This is a genomic window from Micromonospora sp. WMMA2032 (genome assembly GCF_002688545.1).
Classification (GTDB): Bacteria; Actinomycetota; Actinomycetes; order Mycobacteriales; family Micromonosporaceae; genus Micromonospora; species Micromonospora sediminicola.
On record NZ_CP024052.1, the window covers coordinates 1,125,416 to 1,150,894 of the forward strand.

General features: G+C 76.6%; 2 protein-coding genes and 1 pseudogene. All 3 read right to left on the reverse strand.

Annotated features, from left to right (window positions below):
* Window positions 1–4: 4 nt before the first annotated feature.
* The 3 genes and pseudogenes from CO540_RS05155 to CO540_RS05165 all read right to left on the reverse strand — a co-directional run bounded on the left by CO540_RS05155 (window position 5) and on the right by CO540_RS05165 (window position 25,472).
* Window positions 5–9,442, reverse strand: coding sequence for a type I polyketide synthase (locus tag CO540_RS05155; RefSeq protein WP_371682290.1), 9,438 nt, complete (start codon window positions 9,440–9,442; stop codon window positions 5–7).
* Window positions 9,439–14,411 (reverse strand): annotated as a pseudogene (locus CO540_RS05160) (type I polyketide synthase). Before CO540_RS05160 ends, CO540_RS05155 begins: the two are co-directional and overlap by 4 nt.
* Window positions 14,412–14,444: 33 nt before the next feature.
* The gene (locus tag CO540_RS05165; protein WP_371682272.1) at window positions 14,445–25,472 is read right to left on the reverse strand and encodes a type I polyketide synthase; all 11,028 of its coding nucleotides are present in this window, start codon (window positions 25,470–25,472) and stop codon (window positions 14,445–14,447) included.
* Between the last annotated feature and the right edge of the window lie 7 nt (window positions 25,473–25,479).

The following is a 25,479-nucleotide window of genomic DNA, read 5'->3' on the forward strand; positions in this document are numbered from 1 at the left end:
CGGTTCACGAGTCGGATCCTTCGAGGGCCATCCGCACCAGTCCGGCGACGTCGAGGTCGCGGATCTCGGCGGCGGGGGCGTCCGGCGTCGCGTCCGGGGCCGGCGCGGCGGTGTCCTGGCCGAGGCGCAGCAGCGGGTCGAGCAGCCCCGCCTGCCGCAGCCGGTCCAGCGGGATCGCCGCGAGCACCCGGCGCACGGTCTCCTCGTCGGCCGGGTCGCCGCCGGCCGGGTCGCCGCCGGCCGGGTCGCCGCCGGCCGGGTCGCCGCCGTCGGGGAACAGCTCGGCGTCCAGGTGGTCGGCGAGGCCGGCCGGGGTCGGGTAGTCGAAGACCACGGTGGTGGGCAGCTCCCGGCCGGTCGCGGCGGTGAGCAGGTTGCGCAGCTCCACCGCGGTGAGCGAGTCGAAGCCGAGGTCGAGGAAGCCCCGCTCCGGGTCGACCGCGTCGACCGAGGGGTGGCCGAGGACCTTCGCCGCGTCGGTGCGGACCAGGTCCAGCAGCGCGTCGCGCCGGTCGGCGGCGGGCAGCGCGCGCAGCTCGGCGAGCCGGTCCGCGCCCTCCGGGCCGGCGTTCGCGGCCGGTTCCGGTGCGGCGGCGAGCGCCCGCACGGCCGGCAGGTCGGCCAGCAGCGGACTGGGTCGCAGCGCGGTGAACAGCGGGTGGAACGTGGCCCAGTCGACGTCGGCGACCGTCACGCAGGTGTCGCCGGCGGCGAGCGCGTGCCGCAGCCCGGCCATCGCCGGCCCGGGCGGCAGCACCCGCAGGCCGCGTCGGCGCAGCTGTTCCGGCGCGTCGTCGTCGAACATCCCGGACTCGGTCCACGGCCCCCAGGCCACCGAGGTGGCGGGCAGGCCGCGCGCCCGGCGCCGCTGCGCGAGGGCGTCCAGGTGGGCGTTGCCGGCGGCGTACGCGCCCTGACCGCCGCTGCCCCAGGTGGCGGCGATGGAGGAGAAGAGCACGAACGCGTCCAGCTCGACGCCGTCGAGCAGCTCGTCGAGCAGTTCCGCGCCGGCCAGTTTCGGGCCGATCACGTACGCCAGGTCCTCCAGCGTGGTCTCGGCCAGCGGGACCACCTCGCTGACCCCGGCGGCGTGCACCACCGCGCGCAGCGGCGGCCCGTCCCGGCGCAGGTCGGCCACGAGGTCGGTCATGGCGGTCCGGTCGGCGGCGTCGCACCGGGCCACCCGGCACTCGACGCCGGAGTCGGCCAGCTCGGCCAGGAGCGCGTCGGCGCCGGGGGTGTCGGCGCCGCGCCGGCTGGTCAGCACGATCCGCTCGGCGCCCGCGTCGGCGGCCCAGCGGGCCACGTGCCCGCCGAGCGCGCCGGTGCCGCCGGTGATCAGGACGGTGCCGCGCGGCTGCCACGGCGTTGGCTCGCCGTCGGTCACGGCGGTGTCGAGCCGCCGGGCGTACGCCCCGTCGGCACGCACCGCCACCTGGTCCTCGGTGGTGGTGGCCAGCAGGGCGGCGGTCCGTCGGGCGGTGTCGTCGTCGACGGTGGCGGGCAGGTCGACCAGGCCGGCCCAGCGGGCGGGCTGTTCCAGCGCGGCGACCCGGCCGAGGCCCCACAGCGCCGCCTGCCGGGGCCGGTCCGGGGTGTCGCCGTCCCCGACGCCGACCGCGCCGCGGGTGGCGCACCAGAGCCGGGCCGGCGCGTCGAGGTCGGTCAGCGCCTGGAGCAGGTGGACGGTGGCGGCCAGCCCGCGCGGCAGCGCCGGGTGGTCGGTGTGCGACGTCTCGTCCAGGCCGAGCAGGGACAGCACGTGCGACGGGCCGTCGCCGGTCGCGGCGGCGACCAGGTCGGCCAGCCGGGTGGCCAGCTCGTCGGGCTCGGCGGCGGTGTCGACCGCCGCGGTGGTGGCCGCCGGGCCGAGCGCACCGGCCAGGGCGGTCAGGTCCGGGTCGGTGGCCCGGTCGGCGGGCAGCAGCACCAGCCAGCGGCCGGCGGGCGGGGTGCCGGCGTCGACGTCGACCGGTTCCCACCGGACCCGGTAGCGGCTGCCGTCCACCAGGGACCGTTCCCGGCCGCGGCGCCGCCAGGCCGACAGCGCCGGCAGCACGGCGTCGAACGGCTGTTCCGCGGCGACGTCCAGCTCGGTGAGCAGACCGTCCAGGTCCTCGGCGTCGACCGCCGCCCAGAACCGGCGTTCCACAGCGGTGTCGACGTCGGCCGGCGCGGTCAGCCAGGCCGGCGGCTGCGGCCAGAAGCGCTGCCGGTCGAACACGTGGGTGGGCAGGTCGGCCGGCTGCGGGTCGACCCCGGCGTAGAGCGCCGGCCAGTCCGGGGCGACGCCGTGCACGTGCAGCGCGGCCACGGCGCGCAGCAGGGTCAGCGGTTCCGGCCGGTCCCGGCGCAGCGTGGGCAGGACCGGCGGGACCGGCCCGGCGTCGGCCAGCACGCCCTGGGCCGCCGGGGTGAGCACCCCGTCCGGGCCCACCTCCAGGTAGGCGGTGCAGCCGTGCGCGCGCAGCGCGGTGACCGCGTCGGCGAAGCGGACCGTGTCGCGGGCGTGCCGGGCCCAGTAGCCGGGCGCGCCGACCACCGCCACGTCGACCGGCGCGCCGGTGACGGTGGAGACCAGCGGCACGGTCGGCGCGTGGTGCGGCAGCCGGGCGGCGAGCGCGGCCAACTCGTCGAGCACCGGCTCCATCAGCGGGCTGTGGAAGGCGTGGCTGACGGCGAGCTTGCGGGTGCGTACCCCTCGGGCGGTCCACTCGGCGGCGACCCGGTCGACGGCGTCGGTCTCGCCGGCGACGACCACGGCGGCGGGGCCGTTGACGGCGGCGAGCGCGACCCCGGCGCCGAGCGTGGGCCGGACGGCGTCCTCGCCGGCGGCGACGGCGAGCATGGCCCCGCCGTCGGGCAGCGCCTGCATCAGCCGGCCCCGGGTGGCGACCAGCTCGGCGGCGTCGCCGAGGGTGAGCACCCCGGCGGCGTACGCGGCGGCGAACTCGCCGATGGAGTGCCCGGCGACCGCGTCGGGGCGCAGCCCCCAGGCGGTGAGCAGCCGGAACAGCGCCACCTCCACGGCGAACAGGGCCGGCTGGGTGAACTCGGTGCGGTCCAGCAGCGCCGCCTCGGGGGTACCGGGATCGGCGTCGAGCAGCGGGCGCAGCGGCCGGGACAGGTGCGGGTCGAGCGCGGCGCACACCTCGGTCAGCGCGTCGGCGTAGGCCGGGTACGCGGCGGCCAGCTCGCGACCCATGCCGGGCCGCTGCGCGCCCTGCCCGGAGAACAGGTACGCGACCCGGGGCCGGGCGGTCACCGCACCGGTCACCAGCGCCGGCGAGTCGTCGCCCCGGCGCAGGGCGCGCAACCCGGCGCGCAACGTGCGCCGGTCGGTGGCGAGCACCACCGCGCGGTGCTCCAGCGCGGCCCGGGACACCGCGGAGGTCCAGCCGACGTCGACCAGCGGTGGGGCCTGCGGACCGGTGAGCCGGTCGGCCCACGGCTGCGCCTGGGCGGCCAGCGACCCGGCGGTGCGGGCGGAGAGCAGGACCGGCACCACCGGCGGGTGCGCCGGTTCGCCGGCCGGGACGGGCGGCTCGGGGGCCTGTTCGAGGATGGTGTGGGCGTTGGTGCCGCTGATGCCGAACGAGGAGACGGCGGCGCGGCGCGGGCGGCCGGTCAGCGGCCACGGCCGGCCCTCGGTGAGCAGGTCGACCGCGCCCGTGCTCCAGTCCACCTGGTCGCTGGGCGCGTCCACGTGCAGCGTCGGCGGCAGGTAGCCGTGGCGCAGCGCGAGGATCATCTTGATCACGCCGGCGACACCGGCGGCGGCCTGGGTGTGGCCGATGTTCGACTTGATCGAGCCGAGCAGCAGCGGCCGGTCCTCGGGTCGGCCCTGACCGTACGTGGCGAGCAGCGCCTGCGCCTCGATCGGGTCGCCGAGCCGGGTGCCGGTGCCGTGCGCCTCCACCGCGTCGACGTCACCGGCGTCGAGGCGGGCGTTGGCCAGCGCGGCCCGGATGACCCGCTGCTGGGCCGGCCCGTTGGGGGCGGTGAGGCCGTTGGAGGCGCCGTCCTGGTTGACCGCGCTGCCCCGGATCACCGCGAGCACCGGGTGGCCGTTGCGGCGGGCGTCGCTGAGCCGCTCGACCAGCAGCACGCCGACGCCCTCGCCCCAGCTGGTGCCGTCGGCGCCGGCGGCGAACGCCTTGACCCGGCTGTCCGGGGCCAGGCCGCGCTGGCGGCTGAACCCGACGAACACGCCGGGGGTGGCCATCACGGTGACGCCGGCGACGAGCGCCAGGGAGCACTCGGCGGCGCGCAGCGCCTGCCCGGCCCAGTGCAGCGCGACCAGCGACGACGAGCAGGCGGTGTCCACCGACACGGCCGGCCCCTCCAGCCCGAGCGTGTACGACACCCGGCCGGACAGGACGCTGCCGGCGTTGCCGGTCATCAGGTGTCCCTCGGCGCCCTCGGCGGTGAGCATGAGGTTGCGGTAGTCCTGGTAGTTGGTGCCGACGAAGACGCCGGTGGGGCTGCCGCGCAGCGCCTGCGGGTCGATGCCGGCCCGCTCGATCGCCTCCCACGAGGTCTCCAGCAGCAGCCGCTGCTGCGGGTCCATGGCGAGCGCCTCGCGGGGGCTGATGCCGAAGAAGCCGGGGTCGAAGTCGGCCACGTCGGGCAGGAAGCCGCCCTGCCGGGCGTAGCTGGTGCCCTCGACGGCGGGGTCGGCGTCGAAGAGCCGGTCGAGGTCCCAGCCCCGGTCGGTGGGAAAGTCGCCGATGGCGTCGCCGCCGGCGGCGAGCAGTTGCCACAGCCGCTCCGGGTCGTCCGCGCCGCCGGGGAAGCGGCAGCTCATCGCGACGACGGCGAGCGGCTCGTCGGGGGTGGCCACGGCTGCCGGGCCGGTCACCGCCGCGCCGGCGCCGGTGAGCAGTTCGTCGAGGTGCCCGGCGAGCACGGCCGGGTTCGGGTAGTCGAACGCGAGCGTGGCGGGCAGCCGCAGGTCGGTGGCGGTGGCGAGGAGGTTGCGCAGGTCGACGGCGGTCAGCGAGTCCAGGCCGAGGTCGCGGAAGGGCCGGTTGACCGGAACGTCGTCGGCGGAGCCGTAGCCGAGCGCGCCGGCGGCGCACTGGCGGACCAGGTCGCGCAGCGTCTCGGTCCGTTCGGCGGCGGAGCGGCCGGCGAGCTGCCGGGCCAGCGCCGAGCCGGGTTCACCGGCCGGTTCGGTGGCGGCCGGCGTCTGCGGGGGTCGCAGCGCCTCGTGGACCTCCGGCAGGTCGCCGAGCAGCGGGCTGGGGCGGACGAGCGTGAACGCCGGGGCGAAGCGGGTCCAGTCGACGTCGGCGACCATCGTGGCGGCGTCGTCGCCGCCCAGCGCCCGGGTCAGTGCCGCGACGGCGAGCTCGGGGTCCATGGCCACCATGCCGCCGCGCCGCAGCCGCTGCTGGGCGCGCTCGTTGTCGGCGGGCAGGCCGGCGCCGTCCCAGGCGCCCCAGGCGACGGCGAGCGCCGGGAGGCCGTCGGCCCGCCGCCGGTGGGCGAGCGCGTCGAGGTGGGCGTTGGCCGCGCCGTACGCCCCCTGGCCGGCGTTGCCGGTGGTGCCGGCGACGGAGGAGAAGAGCACGAACGCGTCCAGCTCGTGGTCGCGGGTGAGCGCGTCGAGGTGGTCGGCGGCGGCGCTCTTGGGCGCGGCGACGGTGTGCAGGCGGGCCGGGGTGACGGTGTCCACGATGCCGTCGTCGAGGACGGCGGCGGTGTGCAGCACGGCGCGCAGCGGGGCGTCGTCGGGCAGGTCGGCGAGCAGCGCGGCGAGCTGGTCGCGGTCGGTGACGTCGCACCGGGCGACGGTGACGCGTACCCCGAGGTCGGTCAGCTCGGCGGTGAGGTCGCCGGCGCCGGGGGCGTCGGGGCCGCGGCGGCTGGCCAGCAGCACGTGCGCGGCGCCGGCGCGGGCGGCCCAGCGGGCCAGGTGCCCGCCGAGGCCGCCGGTGCCGCCGGTGATCAGCACGGTGTCGCGCAGGCGGACGTCGTGGTCGGCCGGGTGGGTGAGCCGGGTGAGCCGGCGGACGTGCACGCCGGTGTCGCGGACGGCGATCTGGTCCTCGCCGTCGTCGGCGCCGAGCACCGCGCCGAGGAGGGCGGCGGCGCGCGCGTCGAGCCGGTCGGGCAGGTCGACCAGGCCGCGCCAGCGGGCGGGGTGTTCCAGGGCGACGGCCCGGCCGAGGCCCCACACGGCGGCGGCGGCCGGCTCCGGGGCGGGGTCGGCGTCGCCGGTGGTGACGGCGCGGCGGGTGGCGCACCACAGCGGCGCCTCGACGCCGAGCGCGCCGAGCGCCTGGACCAGGTGGGCGGTGCCGGTGACACCGAGCGTGGTGGCCGGGTGGTCGGGGTGGGGACGCCCGTCGAGGCCGAGCAGGGAGAGCACGGCGGAGGGTCCGCCGTCGGGCAGCGCGGCGCGCAGCCGCTCGGCGAGCGCGGCCGGGTCGTCCGCCGGGTCGACGGGCACGGGTACGGCGTCGGCGCCGACGTTGCCGAGCGCGGCGAGCACGTCGGTGACGAGCGGGGCGTCGGTCAGGTCGGCGGGTACGGGCAGCAGCCAGGTCCCGCCGAGGCGGGTGAGCGGCAGGTCGGGCCGGGGTGTCCAGGTGATCCGGTAGTGCCAGCGGTCGGGGTCGGGTTCGCCGTCGCGGTCGGTGACGAAGCGCGGCGGTGCGGGCCAGTACCGCTGGTGGTCGAAGGCGTAGGTGGGCAGGTCGACGGTGGTCGTCTCGGGCAGCACGCGGGTGAGGTCGACGGGCAGGCCGACGGTGTGCGCGGTGGCGAGGTTGGTCAGCAGCCGGGTCGGGTCGTCGTCGCCTCGACGCAGCGTGTACAGCACGTGGCCGGTGGTGGCGGTGTCGTCCAGGATCGCGGTGACCGGCATCGTCAGCACCGGATGCGGCGAGATCTCCACGAAGATCGTGTGCCCGACGCCGATCGCGGTCCGCACCGCCGTGTCGAACCGGACGGTCTGCCGCAGGTTGTCGTACCAGTAGTCGGCGTCCATGGAGACCGGGTCGACCCAGTCGCCGGTCAGGGTGGACACCAGACGGGTATGGCCGGGCTGCGGCGTGATGTCGGCCAGGTCCGCGCGAAGCTGCTGGGCGACGTCCTCGACGGCCGCCGAGTGCGACGCGTAGTCGACCGGGATCAACCGGGCCCGGATCTCGTCGGCCTGACAGGCGTCCACGAAGTCGGCCACGGCCTGCGGCGGGCCGGAGACCACCACCGTGGACGGGCCGTTGACCGCCGCGATCCCGACGCCGGCGAACCCGTCGAGACGGGTTGTCACCTCGTCGACGGGCAGGTCGACCGACGCCATCGCGCCGGTCCCGCGCAGCACCGACAGGGCCCGCGACCGCAACGCCACCGTCTTCGCCGCGTCCTCCAGCGACAGGATCCCCGCGACACAGGCCGCGCCGATCTCCCCCTGCGAGTGACCGATCACCGCCTGCGGGGTGACCCCGACGTGCCGCCACACCGCCGCGAGCGCGACGCCGACCGCCCACAGCACCGGCTGCACGACCTCGACCCGGTCCAACCACGACTCGTCGTCCCCGGTCAACACCGACGGCAGGTCCACGTCCAGGAACGGCGACAACGCCGCCTGGCACTCGGCGAGCGTGGCGTCGAACACCGGCGTCCGACCCACCAGACCCGCCGCCATCCGCGCCGACTGCGCACCCTGCCCCGGGAACACGAACACCGGACCGGCCGTCCGGGACGCCGCACCCGTCGCCACCGCCGGCGACGGCGTGCCGGCGGCCAGCGCGTCCAGACCGGACAGCAGATCCTCGGCGGACGCGCCGACCACGGTGGCCCGCTGCTCGAACGCGGTCCGGGTGGTCGCCAGGGACCAGGCGACCACCGCCGGGTCGGCCGGGGCGGCGCGCAGGTGCGCGGCCAGCCGGGCGGCCTGCCCGGCGAGCGCGGCGCGGGTGCGCGCGGCGAGCGGCCAGGCGGTGACGTCGGCGGCCACCAGCCCCGGGGTCGGCGGCTCGGCGGCGGGGGCGGGCTCGTCCGGGGCCTGCTCGACGATGACGTGGGCGTTGGTGCCGGAGATTCCGAACGAGGAGACGGCGGCGCGGCGCGGGCGGTCCCGGTCCGGCCAGGGGCGGGCCTCGGTGACCAGTTCCAGCGCGCCGGCGGACCAGTCGATGTGCGGGGACGGCTCGTCCACGTGCAGTGTCGCCGGCACCAGGCCGTGCCGGATGGCGAGCACCATCTTGATCACCCCGGCCACCCCCGCGGCGGCCTGGGCGTGCCCGATGTTGGACTTCACCGAGCCGAGCAGCGCCGGCCCGGCGTCGCCGCGGTCCTGCCCGTACGTGGCCAGCAGCGCCTGCGCCTCGATTGGGTCGCCCAGGTTGGTGCCGGTGCCGTGCGCCTCGATGACGTCGACGTCGGCGGTGGCGAGCCGGGCGGCGGTGAGCGCCTGGCTGATGACGCGCTGCTGGGACGGGCCGTTGGGGGCGGTGAGCCCGTTGGACGCGCCGTCCTGGTTGACCGCGCTGCCGCGCAGCACCGCGAGCACCGGGTGGCCGTTGCGGCGGGCGTCGGAGAGCCGTTCCACCAGCAGCCAGCCGACGCCCTCGGAGAATCCGGCCCCGTCGGCGGAGGCGGCGAAGGAGCGGCACCGCCCGTCCGGGGACAGGGCCCGTTGCCGGCTCGATCCGATGTAGAGGCCGGGCGTGGCCATCACGGTGACACCACCCGCGAGCGCCAGCTCGCACTCCCCCGCCCGCAGCGCCTGCGCGGCGAGGTGCAGCGCGACCAGGGAGGAGGAGCAGGCGGTGTCGATGGAGACGGCCGGCCCCTCCAGGCCGAGCGTGTACGACACCCGGCCGGAGGCGACGGCCGCCGCCCCGCCGGTCATCGAGTGCCCCTCGTCGGCGTCCGGGGACATCATCAGCAGCGTGCCATAGTCCTGTCCGTTGGTGCCGACGAACACCCCCGTGCGGCTGCCCCGCAGCGTGGCCGGGTCGATCCCGGCGGACTCGACGGCCTCCCACGCGGTCTCCAGCAGCAGCCGTTGCTGCGGGTCCATGGTGAGCGCCTCGCGGGGGCTGATGCCGAAGAACGCCGCGTCGAAGTCCCCGGCGCCGTCGAGGAAGCCGCCCTCCCGGGCGTACGAGGTGCCGGGGTGGTCGGGGTCGGGGTGGTAGAGCCGGTCGAGGTCCCACCCCCGGTCGTCGGGGAACGGCGCGACCGCGTCCCGGCCGTCGCGCAGCAGCTCCCACAGGTCCCGCGGGTCGCGGACGCCACCGGGCAACCGGCAGCTCATCGCGACGATCGCCACCGGCTCCAGTTCCTGGGACTGGGCCTCGCTGAGCCGGCGGCGGGTGTCGTGCAGGTCCGCCATGACCCGCTTGAGGTAGTCGCGGAGCTTGTCTTCATTGGCCATCGGGTGCCGCTTCCTCGCAGGGGACGGGGAGTGAGCCGGTGCGGTCAGGACAGACCGAGGTCGCGGTCCACCATGGCGAACAGCTCGTCGTCGGTGGCGTCGCCGAGGTGCCGGCCGAGGTCGTCGCCGCCGCCGCCCTGCCCGAGACGGGTGAGCATGGCCTGGAGGCGGACGGTGGCGCGGACCCGGGCGGCCTCGTCGCGGGCCACCACGTCGAGCCCGTCGGCGATCCGGTCGAGGTCGTCGAGCAGCGCGGTGGGGGTGGCCACGTCGTCCTGGGCGACCTCGGCGTAGAGGTACTCGGCGAGCGTGGTCGGCGTCGGGTAGTCGAAGACCAGGGTGACCGGCAGCGCCACCCCGGTGGCCAGGCCGAGCCGGTTGCGCAGCTCGACCGCGGTGACCGAGTCGAAGCCCAGTTCGCGGAACGCCCGGTGCTCGTCCACCGACTCCCCGGACGGGTAGTTGAGCACGGCCGCGACCTGTCCCCGGACGAGGGCCAGCAGCACGGCCATCCGGTCGGCGGCGGGCAGCCCGGCGAGCCGGTCGTGCAGCGACTCCGGGCCGTCGGGGTCTCGCCGCCGGTGACGCGTTCGGCGGCGCGCAACCGGCGGACGTCGGGCAGGTCGTTGATCAGCGGTCCGGGCCGGGTGGCGGTGAACGCGACGGAGAACCGCTCCCAGGCGATGTCGGCGACGGTGAGGAACGCCTCGCCGTGGTCGACGGCCTGGTGCAGCGCGGCGATCGCGGCCTCCGGCGGCATCTCGGGTACGCCGTGCCGGTGCAGCAGCTCACCGAACGGCCCTTCGGCCATGCCGCCGCCGGCCCAGGCGCCCCAGGCGATGGAGGTGCCGGGGAGGCCGAGGCCACGCCGGTGCTGGGCGAGCGCGTCGAGGAACGCGTTGCTGGGGGCGTAGTTGCCGACGCCGGAGCTGCCCACCGAGCCGGCGAAGGAGGAGAACATGACGAACGCGGCGAGGTCGAGGTCGAGGGTCAGTTCGTGCAGGTGGTAGGCGACGTCGACCTTGGCGGCGAGGACCCGTTCGATCTGGTCGACGCGCAGCTCGTTGATGAGCGCGTCGTCCAGCACCGCGCTGGCGTGCACCACCACCCGCAGCGGACGGTCGGCGGGGATGTCGTCGATCAGCGCGGCCAGGGCGTCCCGGTCGGCGGCGTCGCAGGCGACCACGCTGGCGGTGGCGCCGAGCGCGGTCAGCTCCTCGACGAGCTGCGCGGCGCCGGGTGCGGCCGGGCCGCGCCGGCTGGCCACGACGATGTTCTCCACGCCGCTGCGGGCCAGCCAGCGGGCGGCGTGTCCGCCGAGGGCGCCGGTGCCGCCGGTGACCAGGGCGGTGCCGGAGGGCTGCCACGGGTGCGCGGGTCGGCTGTCGCCGAGCGGGACCCGGGTGAGCCGGCGGCCGAGCAGGCCGGCGGGGCGTACCGCGATCTGGTCCTCCTCGCCGGCGGCGGTGAGCGCCGCGACCAGCAGGCCGGCGCTGCGCTCGTCGATCGCCTCGGGCAGGTCGACCAGGCCGCCCCAGCGCTGCGGGTGTTCCAGTGCGGCGACCCGGCCGAAGCCCCAGACCATGGCCTGACCGGGCGAGCGGAGCAGGTCGGCCCGGCCGACCGAGACGGCGCCGGAGGTGACCGCCCACATGGGGGCGGCGAGGCCGATGTCGCCGAGCGCCTGGACCAGCGCGACGGTGGCGGCGAAGCCACCGGGTACGGACGGGTGCATCGGGTGGACCAGCTCGTCGAACGCGAGCAGCGACACCACTCCGGTCACCTCGGCCGGTGTGTCGTCGGCGCCGGTGGTGATCGCCTCGCGCAGCAGTTTGGCGAGCAGGTCGCGGTCGGCGTCGGTGGTGCTGACCGGCACCGGGACGACGGTGGCGCCGGCGGCGGCGATCGCCGCCACGCTCGCGTCCTGCCACGGTTCGACGATGTCGCCGGTGGGCAGCACGACCAGCCAGGTGCCGGCCATGCCGCGGTTGGTGATGCCGGTGAGCGGCTTCCACGTGTCCTGGTAGCGCCAGCTGTCGATGTCGGACTGGCGGCGGCGCTGCCGGCGCCAGCGGTGCAGCAGGGGCAACGCCGGGGCGAGCGCGTCGAGCGCCGTCCCGGCGGGGGTGTCCTCGCCGGCGACCACCTCGGCGAGGGCGGGCAGGTCGTCGCGTTCCACGGCCGCCCAGAAGCCGCTGTCGTCCGGCCCGGTGCTCTGGTCGGACGACACCGCCGCCGGCTCGGGCCCGCCGCTGCCGTCGAGCCAGAACCGCTGGTGGTCGAAGGCGTAGCTGGGCAGGTCGACGGTGGTCGTCTCGGGCAGGACGCGGGTGAGGTCGACGGGCAGGCCGACGGTGTGGGCGGTGGCCAGGTTGGTCAGCAGCCGGGTCGGGTCGTCGTCACCGCGGCGCAGGCTCGACAGCACCTGGCCGGTGGTGGCGGTGTCGTCGAGGATCGCGGTGACCGGCATCGCCAGCACCGGATGCGGACTGATCTCCACGAACGTGCTGTGCCCCGCGCCGATCGCGGTCCGCACGGCCGTGTCGAAGCGGACGGTGCGGCGCAGGTTGTCGTACCAGTAGTCGGCCGTCATGGTGGCCGGGTCCACCCAGTCCCCGGTCAACGTCGACACCAGACGGGTGTGGCCTTGCTGCGGCGTCACGTCGGCCAGGTCGGTACGCAGTTGCTGGGCGACGTCCTCCACGGCCGCCGAATGCGACGCGTAGTCCACCGGAATCAACCGCGCCCGCACCTCCTCGGCCTGACAGGCCGCCACGAAATCGGCGACCGCCTGCGGCGGACCGGACACCACCACCGTCGACGGACCGTTCACCGCCGCGACCCCGACACCGTCGAACCCGGGCAGACGGGCGGTCACCTCGTCGGCCGGCAGATCCACCGACGCCATCGTCCCGGTCCCCCGCAGCGCGGCGAGCGCCCGGGACCGCAGGGCCACCGCGCGGGCCGCGTCGTCGAGGGAGAGGATGCCGGCGACGCAGGCGGCGGCGATCTCGCCCTGGGAGTGACCGATCACGGCGTCGGGCAGCACACCGGCCGCGCGCCACACGGCGGCGAGGGCGACCCCGACTGCCCAGAGCACCGGCTGCACCACCTCGACCCGGTCCAGCCAGGACTCGTCGTCGCCGGTCAGCACCGACACGAGGTCGACGTCCAGGTGGGGGGCCAGCGCCGCCTGGCACTCGGCCAGCGTCGCGTCGAGGACCGGGCACCGGCCGACCAGACCGGCGGCCATCCGGGCGGACTGGGCGCCCTGACCGGGGAAGACGAACACCGGGCCGGCGCCGGCGGCGGTCGCCGTGCCGGTGACGAGGTTGCCCGCCGGCAGGCCGGCGGCGAGGGCGTCCAGGCCGGCCAGCAGCTCGGCCGGCGCCGCGCCGACGACGGCGGCGCGCTGGTCGAGCGTGGCGCGGGTGGTCGCGAGGGACCAGGCCACCGCCGCCGGGTCGACGTCCGCCCGGCCACGCAGGTGCGCGGCGAGCCGCGCGGCCTGGCCGGCGAGCGCGGCGCGGGTGCGACCGGAGACCGGCCAGACGGTGGGCGCGGCGGCGAGCAGCCCGGGCCGGCGCGGCGCGGGCTCGGCGCTGTCGTCGGCGGCTGGCTCGGCGGGGGCCGGGCGGTACTCCTCGACGATGACGTGGGCATTGGTGCCGCTGACGCCGAACGAGGAGACGCCGCCCCGGCGGGGGCGGCCCAGCTCCGGCCACTGCCGGTTCTCGGTGATCAGCTCCACCGCGCCGGCGGACCAGTCCACGTGCGGCGACGGCTCGTCCACGTGCAGCGTCGCCGGCAGCGTGCCGTGCCGCAGCGCCATCACCATCTTGACCAGCCCGGCGACGCCGGCGGCGCTCTGGGTGTGGCCGATGTTCGACTTCACCGAGCCCAGCAGCAGCGGCCGGTCGGCGGGACGGTCCTGCCCGTACGTGGCGATGAGCGCCTGCGCCTCGATCGGGTCGCCGAGCGTGGTGCCGGTGCCGTGCGCCTCGACCAGGTCGACGTCGGCCGCGCCGAGCCGCGCGTTGGCCAGCGCGGCCCGGATCACCCGCTGCTGGGAGGGCCCGTTGGGGGCGGTGAGACCGTTGGAGGCGCCGTCCTGGTTCAGGGCGCTGCCCCGGATCACGGCGAGGATCGGGTGGCCGAGGCGTTCGGCGTCGGCGAGTCGTTCCACCACGACCACGCCGCCACCCTCGCCCCAGCCGGTGCCGTCGGCGCCGGCCGCGAACGCCCGGCACCGCCCGTCGACGGACATGCCGCGCTGGCGGGAGAAGACCACGAAGACGCCGGGGGTGGCCATCACGGTGACGCCGCCGGCGACGGCCAGGTCGCACTCGCCGCGGCGCAGCGCCTGCCCGGCCAGGTGCAGCGCGACCAGGGAGGACGAGCAGGCGGTGTCGACGGTGACGGCGGGCCCGTTGAGGCCGAGGGTGAACGAGATCCGGCCGGAGGCGACGCTCGTGGTGTTGCCGGTGCCGAGGTACATGTCGACGCCGTCGGGCACGTGCGGCAGGCCCATGCCGTAGTTGGACGTGCTGAGGCCGACGAAGACGCCGGTCTGGCTGCCGCGCAGCGACAGCGGGTCGATGCCGGCGCGCTCGATCGCCTCCCACGAGGTCTCCAGCAGCAGCCGCTGCTGCGGGTCCATGGCGAGGGCCTCGCGGGGCGAGATGCCGAACAGGGCCGGGTCGAAGTCACCGGCGGCGTCGAGGAACCCGCCGACCCGGGTGTAGCTCTTGCCCGGCTTGTCCGGGTCGGGGTCGTAGAGCGCGTCGAGGTCCCAACCCCGGTCGTCGGGGAACTCGGTGAGCGCGTCCCGGCCGTCGGCGACCAGGTCCCACAGGTCCTCCGGGGACCGGACGCCGCCGGGGAACCGGCAGCTCATCGACACGATGGCGAGCGGTTCGGCGTCCCGCGCCTCGACGGTCTGCAGCTTGCGCTTCGTGTCGTGCAGGTCGGCGGTCACCCGCTTGAGGAAGTACCGCAGCTTGTCGTCGTCGCTCATCGCGTCCCTGCCTCGATCCGCGGTTCGGTCATGTCAGGAGATTCCAAACTCTTTGCTGATGAAGTCGAAGATCTCGTCGTCGCTGGCCGCGTCGAGGTCGGGCCGGTCCGGTTCGACGGCCGGGCCGGCGAGGTCGGTGGCCTTGGCGAGCAGGTCCCGCATCCGGGTGGTGAACCGGTCCCGGGTCTCCGGGTCGAGGGCGAGCGTGGTGAGCAGCGACTCCACCGCGTCGATGCCCTGGAACAGCGGCTGGGTGGAGGGGGCGGCGTCGGCGGCGATCTCGCCGGCCAGTTTCCCGGCCAGCGCCTGCGGCGTCGGGTAGTCGAAGACCAGCGTGGCGGGCAGCCGCAGCCCGGACAGGGTGTTGAGCCGGTTGCGCAGGTCGACCGCGGTGAGCGAGTCGAAGCCCAGGTCGGTGAAGAGCCGGCCCGGGTCGACGGCCTCCGGTCCGGCGTGACCGAGCACGGCGGCGACGTTGGCCCGGACCACGTCGAGGAGCACCCGGCGCCGCTCGTCGTCGGACAGGCCGGCGAGCCGCTGGGCGAGCGGCACGCCGCCGGTCGCGGCGGAGCCGGCGTCGACCGAGCGGCGCAGCGGCACCCGGACCAGGCCGCGCAGCAGCGGGGCGAGCGCGCCGGACTCGGCCTGCGCGCGCAGCGCCGCCACGTCCAGGCGCATGGGTACGACGGCGGCCGCGTCCAGCCGCCAGGCCGCGTCGAACAGGTGCAGCGCCTGCTCGGTGGGGAGCCCGCCGGCGCCCTGCTCGGCCATCCGGCGCACGTCGGCGTCGGCGAGGTGACCGGTCATGCCGCTGGCCTGCTCCCACAGTCCCCAGGCCAGCGAGATGCCGGGCAGCCCCTGGGCCCGCCGGTGCTCGGCGAGCGCGTCGAGGAACGCGTTCGCGGCGCCGTAGTTGGCCTGACCGGCGCTGCCCAGCGTGCCGGCGGCCGAGGAGAAGAGCACGAACGCGCCGAGGTCCCGGCCCGCGGCGAGCCGGTGCAGATGCCACGCCGCGTCGATCTTGGGTACGGCGACCGCGTCGACCCGGTCCGGGGTGAGCGACTCCAGCACGCCGTCGTCGAGCACGCCGGCGGCGTGCACCACGGCGGTGAGCGGATGCGCGGCGGGGATGCCGTCGAGCAGCGCGGCGAGCGCGTCGGGGTCGGCGGCGTCGCAGGCGGCGACGGTGACCTCGGTGCCGGCCTCGGCCAGCTCGGCGACCAGCTCGGCGACGCCGTCGGCGGTCGCGCCGCGCCGGCCGGCGAGCAGCAGGTGCCGCATCCCGTGGGTGGTGGCCAGGTGGCGGGCCAGCAGCCGGCCCAGCACGCCGGTGCCGCCGGTGACGAGCACCGTGCCGTCCGGGTCGACGCCGCCGGGCAGCGGTTCCAGTCCGGCCGGTACGCGGGCCAGGCGCGGCGCGCGTACCTGACCGGCGTGCACGGCGAGCTGCGGCTCGCCGGTGCCGATCGCGGCGGCGAGCAGCGCGGCGCTGGCCGGGTCGGCGTCCAGGTCGAGCAGGTGCAGGCGGCCGGGGTGTTCGACCTGGGCGGTGCGGATCAGCCCCCAGGCGGGGGCCTGCCGCAGGTTGACCTCGGCCTGCTCCCCGGTGGCCACCGCGTCGCGGGTGACCAGGACGAGTCGGGTGTCGGCGAACCGGTCGTCGGCGAGCCACGCCCGCGCCAGGTCCAGCACGCGGTGGGTGGTGGCGCGGGCCTGTGCGGCCAGCTCGGCGCCGGTGCCGTCGCCGAGCGCGGCGACCGGCACGACGACCACCTCGGGGGCGGCCTCGCCGCCGGTGAGCAGGTCGGCGAAGGACTCGGGGGCGAGGTCCGTGCGGGTCCGGGCGCCGGCCGCCTCCCCGGCGGCGCTGAGCGCGAGGTCGTCGCCGAGGACCACCCAGCGGCCGGCGGCGGGCGTCGGCGCGGCGGGCACGGCCAGCGCCGGCCAGTCCAGCCGGAACAGCGACTCGTGCCGGCCGGAGCGGGCGGCGCCGAGCGCGTCCCCGGTGACCCGGCGCATGATCAGCGATTCGGCGTGCAGGACCGGCGCGCCGGTGGCGTCGGCGACCTGGAAGGTGACGCCGACGTCGCCGGCGGAGGCGACGCGGACCCGGAGCGCGGTGGCGCCGGCGGCGAGCAGCGTGACGCCGGTCCAGGCGAACGGCAGGCGGGGGACGGTGGCGTCGGCGCCGTCGCCCATCCGGCCGAGGAAGCCGCCGATGGACATGGCCTGGAGCGCGCCGTCGAGCAGCGCCGGGTGGATGCCGAACCGGCCGGCCTCGGCGTGGTGGTCGGCGGGGAGCGCCACCTCGGCGAACACCTCGTCGCCGCGGGTCCAGGCGGCGCGCAGGCCCCGGAAGGCCGGCCCGTAGCCGAACACCGTCGACTCGATGCCGGCGTAGAAGGCGTCGGAGTCGACCTCGGTGGCGCCGGGCGGCGGCCACACGCCGAGGTCGAACGCGGGCGCGACGGCGGCGCGCGGGGCGAGCTGGCCGGTGGCGTGGCAGGTCCAGGCCACGTCGGCGAGGATCTCGTCGGACCCGTCCCGGTAGGGGCGGGAATGCAGTTGCACCGGTCGGCGGCCGGCGTCGTCGCGGTCGCCGACGGTGAGCTGGATCTGCAGCGAGCCCAGTTCGGGCAGCACGAGCGGGGCGAGCAGGGTGAGTTCCTCGACCACCGGCGCGCCGGCCTGCTCGCCGGCGTGGGCGGCCAGTTCGACGAAGGCGGTGCCGGGCAGCAGGATCGCGTCCATCACCCGGTGCTCGCCGAGCCACGGGTGGGTACGCACGGACAGCCGGCCGGTGAAGACCATCCGTTCGCTGTCGGGGAACGTGACGGCGGCGCTGAGCAACGGGTGCCCGGCGTCCTGGAGGCCGGCGGAGGCGACGTCGTGCGCCCGGTGCGCGGGCGGGTCGAGCCAGAACCGGTGCTGCTCGAAGGCGTAGGTGGGCAGGTCGACGGTGGTCGTCTCGGGCAGGACGCGGGTGAGGTCGACGGGTAGGCCGACGGTGTGGGCGGTGGCCAGGTTGGTCAGCAGCCGGGTCGGGTCGTCGTCGCCTCGACGCAGGCTCGACAGCACGTGGCCGGTGGTGGCGGTGTCGTCGAGGATCGCGGTGACCGGCATCGCCAGCACCGGATGCGGGGAGATCTCCACGAACGTGCTGTGCCCCGCGCCGATCGCGGTCCGCACCGCGGTGTCGAAGCGGACCGTGCGGCGCAGGTTGTCGTACCAGTAGTCGGCCGTCATGGTGGCCGGGTCCACCCAGTCCCCGGTCAACGTCGACACCAGACGGGTGTGACCGGGCTGCGGGGCGACGTCGGCCAGGTCGGCGCGCAGTTGCTGGGCGACGTCCTCCACGGCGGCGGAGTGCGACGCGTAGTCCACCGGGATCAACCGGGCCCGGATCTCATCGGCCTGACACGCCTGGACGAAGTCGGCCACGGCCTGCGGCGGACCGGACACCACCACCGTGGACGGGCCGTTCACCGCCGCGATCCCGACACCCGCGAACCGGTTGTCGGCAGCACCGGAGCCGGCGGAGTCGGCCGTGGACCCGTCGACGCCGCCGGCCGTCCCGGCGGCGACACCGAGGCGGGCGGTCACCTCGTCGGCGGGCAGGTCCACCGACGCCATCGTGCCCGTGCCGCGCAGCACCGACAGGGCCCGCGACCGCAACGCCACCGTCCGCGCCGCGTCCTCCAGCGACAGGATCCCCGCCACACACGCCGCGCCGATCTCCCCCTGCGAATGCCCGATCACCACCTGCGGGGTGACCCCGACATGCCGCCACACCGCCGCGAGCGCGACCCCGACGGCCCACAGCACCGGCTGCACCACCTCGACCCGCTCAAGCCACGACTCGTCCTCACCGGTCAACACCGACGGCAGGTCGACGTCCAGGAACGGCGCCAACGCCGCCTGACAGTCGGCGAGCGCGGCGTCGAACACCGGCGTCCGACCCACCAGACCGGCCGCCATCCGCGCCGACTGCGCACCCTGACCGGGGAACACGAACACCGGACCGGCTGCGGACGCGGTGCCGGTGACCAGGTGCGGTGACGGCGACCCGTCGGCCAGCGCGTCCAGGCCGGAGAGCAACTCCTCGACCGAGGACCCGACCACCGCGCCCCGGTGGTCGAACGCCGACCGGGTGGCCACCAGGGACCACGCCACGGCGGCCGGGTCCACCTCGCCGCGCGACCGGACGTATCCGGCCAGGCGGGCGGCCTGCCCGGCCAGCGCGGCACGCGAGCGCGCGGACACCGGCCACACCGTCGCGGCGGCGTCCAGCAGGCCGGCGGCGGTCGGGGCCGCGGCGGCGGGCTCGTCGCCCTGTTCGACGATGACGTGGGCGTTGGTGCCGGAGATGCCGAACGACGACACGGCGGCCCGGCGCGGGCGCGACGCCGACGGCCACGGGCGCGCCTCGGTGACCAGCTCGACCGCGCCGGCGTCCCAGTCGATGTGCGGGGACGGTGCGTCCACGTGCAGCGTGCGCGGGACGGTGCCGTGCCGCATGGCCTGCACCATCTTGATCACGCCGGCGACGCCGGCGGCGGCCTGGGCGTGCCCGATGTTCGACTTGATCGAGCCGAGCAGCAGCGGCCGGTCCTCGGGCCGGTCCTGCCCGTAGGTGGCGAGCAGCGCCTGCGCCTCGATCGGGTCGCCCAGCGTGGTGCCGGTGCCGTGCGCCTCCACCACGTCCACGTCGGCCGGGCCGAGCCGCGCGGCGGCCAGGGCCGCCCGGATGACCCGCTGCTGCGACGGTCCGTTGGGGGCGGTGAGCCCGTTGGACGCGCCGTCGGAGTTGACCGCGCTGCCGCGGACCACGGCGAGCACGTGACGGCCCTGCCGGCGGGCGTCGGACAGGCGCTGCACGAGCAGCAGGCCGACACCCTCGGACCAGCCGGTGCCGTCGGCGGCGGCGGCGAACGACTTGCACCGGCCGTCGGCGGCCAGGCCGCGCTGCCGGGAGAACTCGACGAACGCGGTGGGGGTGGCCATCACGATGACGCCGCCCGCGAGAGCAAGGTCGCACTCGCCCCGGCGCAGCGCCTGACCGGCCCAGTGCAGCGCGACGAGGGAGGAGGAGCAGGCCGTGTCGAGCGACACCGCCGGGCCCTCCAGGCCGTACGTGTAGGCGACCCGGCCGGAGATGACGCTGCTGGTCATGCCGGTGAGCGCGTATCCGGAGGTTTCCTCCGGGGCGAAGGCGAGCAGCGAGCCGTAGTCCTGACCGCTGGTGCCGACGAACACGCCGGTGCTGCTGCCGCGTACCGAGGTCGGGTCGATGCCGGCGGACTCGAACGTCTCCCAGGTGGTTTCCAGCAGCAGCCGCTGCTGCGGGTCCATCGCCAGGGCCTCGCGCGGGCTGATGCCGAAGAAGCCGGGGTCGAAGCGGTCGACGTCGGCGAGGAAGCCGCCGCCGCGGGCGTAGAACGTGCCGGTGGCGTCCGGGTCGGGGCTGTACAGCGTGTCCAGGTCCCAGCCCCGGTCGCCGGGCAGGTCGGTGACGGCGTCGACCCCGTCGGCGACCAGCCGCCACAGGTCGTCGGGGTTGGCCACACCGCCGGGCAGCCGGCAGGCCATCCCGATGATGGCCAGCGGTTCGTCGTCGGCGACGGCGACCGGCGCGGCGGCCGGCCGGGCCGGGACGGGGGTGCCGGCGATCTCGCTGTCCAGGTGCGCGGCGAGGTCGTGCGGGCTCGGGTGGTCGAAGACGAGCGTGGCGGGCAGCCGCAGTCCGAACGCGTTGCCGAGCCGGTTGCGCATCTCGACGGCGGTGAGCGAGTCGAAGCCGAGGTCGCTGAACGCCCGGCGCGGGTCGACGGCGGCCGGGTCGGGGTAGCCGAGCACGGCGGCGGCCTGCCCCCGGACGATCTCCACGAGCGCGGTGCGGCGGTCGGTGTCGCCGAGCGCGGCGAGCTGGTGCACCAGGGACGCGCCGGTGGCCGGCGCGGCGGCGCCCCGGGCGACCCGGATCAGCGCCCGGTACAGCGGCGGGACGGCGCCGGCGAACTGGGCCCGCATGGCGGCCAGGTCGAGGCGGGCCGGCACCAGCGCGGCGGCCGGCACGCGGCAGGCGGCGTCGAAGAGCGCGAGGCCCTCCTCCGCCTCCATCGCGGACACGCCGGAGCGGGAGATCCGGTTGAGGTGGACGTCGTCCAGTTCGGTGGTCATGCCGCTGCGGTCGGCCCAGAGGCCCCAGGCCAGGGTGAGCGCGGCCAGTCCCCGGGCGCGGCGGTGGTGGGCGAGCCCGTCGAGGAACGCGTTCGCGGCGGCGTAGTTGCCCTGGCCCGGGCCGCCGGCGGTGGCGGCGAGCGAGGAGTACGACACGAACGCGGTGAGGTCGAGGTCGGCGGTCAGTTCGTGCAGGTGCCAGGCGGCGTCGACCTTCGGGCGCAGCACCCCGTCGACGCGGTCCGGGGTGAGCGAGGAGATGACGCCGTCGTCGCGTACCCCGGCGGCGTGGACCACGGCGGTGAGCGGGTGGTCGGCGGGGAGGTCGGCGAGCAGCGCGGCGACCGCGTCCCGGTCGGCGACGTCGCAGGCGGCGACCGTGACGGTGGCGCCGAGCGCGGTCAGCTCGGCGCACAGCTCACCGATGCCGGCGGCGTCGCGGCCGCGCCGGCTGGTGAGCAGCAGGTGCCGCACGCCGTGGCGGGTCACCAGGTGCCGGCTCATCAGCTGGCCGAGCGTGCCGGTGGCGCCGGTGACCAGCACCGTCCCGTCGGCGTGGAACGGCGTGCCGGTCGGGTCGGCGGGCGCGGGCACCCGGGCCAGCCGGGCGCCGGAGGCGACGCCGGCCCGGACGACGACCTGCGGTTCGTCGGTGTCCAGCGCCGCCACGAGCGCGCCGGCGGCGCCAGCCGGGTCGTCGGTGTCGACGAGCACGAAGCGGCCGGGGTTCTCCGACTGGGCGGAGCGCAGCAGGCCGATGACGGCGGCGCCGGCCAGGTCGGTGAGGTCGTCGTCCGGGCCGGTGGCGACCGCGGCGCGGGTGAGCACGACCAGGCGGGTGGCGTCGTAGCGGTCGTCGGCGAGAAACCGTTGCAGCAGGTCGAGCGCCCGGTGGGTCACCTCGGCGACCCACCGGGGCACGTCGCGCCCGCCCGGCGGGTCGAGGAACGGCGCGACCAGCACGCCGGGCGCGTCCGCGCCCTCGTCCAGCGCGGTGGTCAGGGCCGCGAGACCGGGGTACGCGGTGACGGCCGTTCCGGTGGCGGCGACCGCGTCGGCGAGCGCGGTGTCGGTGTCGAGGACCGCCCAGGCGGCGGTCGACGGCGCGGCGGGCAGGGCGAGCGGTGTCCAGTCCACCCGGTACAGCGACTCGGGTCCGCCGCCCCCGGCGGTGCGGAGCTGGTCGGCGGTGACCGGGCGCAGCACGAGCGAGCCGACCGAGGCGATCGGGGCGCCGGTGACGTCGGCGAGGAGCAGGGAGACGCTGTCGGCGCCGGTGTGCCGCACCCGCACCCGGGCGGCGGCGGCCCCGGCGGCGTGCAGCGCGATGTCGTTCCAGGAGAACGGCAGCCGGCCGTGGCCGGGGGGCAGGCCGGGACCGGTGGGGTCGCCGGCGGCGCTGGTGAGGCCGAGTGTGTGCAGGGCGGCGTCGAGCAGTGCCGGGTGCACGCCGTACCCGCCGGCCTCGCCGGCCGGCGTCTCGGGCAGCGCCAGGTCGGCGAAGAGGTCGTCGCCGCGCCGCCAGGCGGTACGCAGCGCGATGAAGGACGGGCCGTAGTCGTAGCCCTGGGCGGCGAGGTGCGGGTAGAGCCGGTCGGTGGGCACCTCGGTGGCGTCCGGCGGCGGCCAGGTGGCCAGGTCGGACCAGCCGGGTACGCCGGGTTTCGCCGGGCGGTCGGCGAGGACGCCACTGGCGTTGCGGGTCCAGGCCCGGTCACCGTCGGGGTCCCGGTCGATGCGCTCGTCGTCGGGCGCGGAGTGCAGCGAGACGGACCGGCAGCCGGTCTCGTCGGCCGGGCCGATCCAGAGCTGGATGTCCACGCCGCCGGTCTCGGGCAGGATCAGCGGCGCTTCGAGGGTCAGCTCGCGGACGTGGTCGGCGCCGACGTGCGCGCCGGCCTGCAGGGCGAGTTCGACGAAGCCGGTGCCGGGCAGCAGCACGGTGTCGAAGACGACGTGGTCGGCGATCCACGGGTGGGTGCGCCTCGACAGTCGGCCGGTGAACAGGAAACCCTCGGCGTGGGCGACGCCGACGGCGGCGCCGAGCAGGGGGTGACGGGCGGGCCGCAGACCGACCGCGGTGACGTCGCCGGTCCAGCCGCCGCCGGCCTCCGGCCAGTAGCGCTGGTGCTGGAACGCATAGGTGGGCAGGTCGACCCGGGTGACGCCGGTGCCGGTGAACCACGGCGACCAGTCGACGGGGACGCCGTGCGCGTGCAGCTCGGCCAGGCCGGCCAGCAGCGCGGCGGTCTCGTCCCGGTCGCGGCGCTGGACGGCCACGGCGAGCACGGCGTCGTCAGCGGGCAGGATCTCGGCGGTGAGCGCGGTGAGCACGCTCTGCGGGCCGATCTCCAGGAACGTGTCCACCCCGGCGTCGCGCAGGGCGGTGATCCCGTCGGCGTACCGGACCGCCTCGCGGACGTGCCGCACCCAGTGGTCGACGGTGGTCAGCTCCGCCGGGTCCGCGACCGCACCGGTCACGTTGGACACGACCGGGAGGGTCGGCGCGGCGAACGTCAACCCGTCCAGGACGGTGCGGAAGTCGGCGAGCATCGGTTCCATCAGCGGGCTGTGGAACGCGTGCGACACGGTGAGCCGGCGGACCCGGACGCCCCGGTCGCGCCAGGTGTGCTCCAGCGCGGTCAGCGCGTCGACCGGGCCGGAGACCACGACCGACGCCGGGCCGTTGACCGCCGCGATCCCCACGTCCGTCCGGGCCGCGACCGACGCGGCCACCTCGGGCTCCGGCGCGGCGACCGCGAGCATCCCGCCGCCGTCGGGAAGCGCCTGCATCAACCGGCCCCGGGCCGCGACCAGCGCGGCGGCGTCCGGCAGCGACAGCACCCCGGCCACGTGCGCGGCGGTGATCTCACCGATCGAGTGGCCACCGACGGCGTCCGGGGTCACCCCGAACGACTCGACCAGGCGGAACAGGGCCACCTCGACCGCGAACAGGCCGGCCTGGGTGAACTCGGTGCGGTCCAGCAGGTCGCCGTCGCCGAACAGCACCGGCTTCAGCGGTCGCGGCAGCAACGGGTCGAGGTGACCGCACACCTCGTCGAGGGCGGCGGCGAACACCGGGAACGCCGCGTACAGGTCCCGGCCCATGCCGGCGCGCTGCGCGCCCTGACCGGAGAAGAGCACGGCGACGCCCTGCCGGTCGGTGGCCTGCCCGGTCACGGTGCCGGCCTGCGGCGTGCCGGCGGCGAGTGCGCGCAGCGCGGCCAGCAGGTCGTCCCGGCCGGTCGCGGGGAGCACGGCCCGCCGGTCGAGCGCGGCCCGGGCGGTGACCGACGAGAAGGCCACGTCGGGCGCGGTGAGGTCGGGGTCGGCGGCGATCCGGTCGGCCCACCGGCCGGCCTGGGCGGCCAGCGCGGCGTCGTCGCGGGCGGAGACGACCACCGGTACGACCGGTCGGGTGGCCGCCGGCGCGGCGTCGGCCGGGCCGGGTTCGTCCGGCGGGGCCTGTTCGAGGATGGTGTGGGCGTTGGTGCCGGAGACGCCGAACGAGGAGATCGCCGAGCGGCGCGGCCGGTCCACCGCCGGCCACGCGGTGGCCTCGGTGACCAGCGTGACCGCGCCGGCGTCCCAGTCGACCTGCGAGGTCGGCGCGTCCACGTGCAGCGTGGGCGGCACCACGCCGTGCGCCATCGCCTGCACCATCTTGATCACGCCGGCGACGCCGGCGGCGGCCTGGGTGTGCCCGAGGTTCGACTTGACCGAGCCGAGCAGCAGCGGCGCCGCGTCGCCCCGGTCCTGCCCGTACGTGGCCAGCAGCGCCTGCGCCTCGATCGGGTCGCCGAGCCGGGTGCCGGTGCCGTGCGCCTCCACCACGTCCACGCCGCCGGCGGCGAGGCCCGCGTTCGACAGTGCCTGCTGGATCACCCGCTGCTGGGCCGGCCCGTTCGGGGCGCTGAGCCCGTTCGACGCGCCGTCCTGATTGACCGCGCTGCCGCGCAGCACGGCGAGGATCCGGCGGCCGTTGCGGCGGGCGTCGCTCAGGCGTTCCAGCAGCAGCACGCCGACGCCCTCGGACCAGCCGGTGCCGTCGGCGGCCTCGGCGAACGCCTTGCACCGCCCGTCGGCGGCCAGGCCGCCCTGGCGGGAGAACTCGACGAACGCGCCGGGGGTGCACATGGCGGTGACGCCGGCGACCACGGCGAGCGTGCACTCGCGCTGCCGCAGCGCCTGCCCGGCCAGGTGCATCGCGACCAGCGACGAGGAGCAGGCGGTGTCGACGGTGACCGCCGGCCCTTCCAGGCCGAACGTGTAGGCGAGCCGGCCGGACACCACGCTGCCGGCGTTGCCGGTCATCAGGTGGCCCTCGAGGCCCTGCGCGGCGGCGCTCATCAGCACCGTGCCGTAGTCCTGCCCGGTGCTGCCGGCGAAGACGCCGGTGCGGCTGCCGCGCAGCGTGTGCGGGTCGATGCCGGCCCGCTCGAAGACCTCCCAGGTGGTCTCCAGCAGCCACCGCTGCTGCGGGTCCATCGCCAGCGCCTCGCGGGGCGAGATGGCGAAGAAGCCCGGGTCGAACTCGGCGAGGTCGGTGACGAAGCCGCCCCGGCGCGCGTACGAGGTGCCGTCCTGCTCCGGGTCGCCGTCGTGCAGCGCGCCGAGGTCCCAGCCCCGGTCGGTGGGGAACTCGGTGAGCACGTCCCGGCCGGCGGCGACCACCTCCCACAGCCGCTCCGGAGTGTCGATCCCACCGGGGAAGCGGCAGCTCATGCCGACGATGGCGACCGGTTCCTGCTCACCGGCCTCCACCTCGCGCAGCCGCTGCCGCACCTGGTGCAGGTCGGCGGTGACCCGCTTCAGGTAGTCGAGAAGCTTCGCCTCGTCAGCCATGGTCCGCCCATCCCCTGTGTCGACCCGAACCGGCACCGGTCAC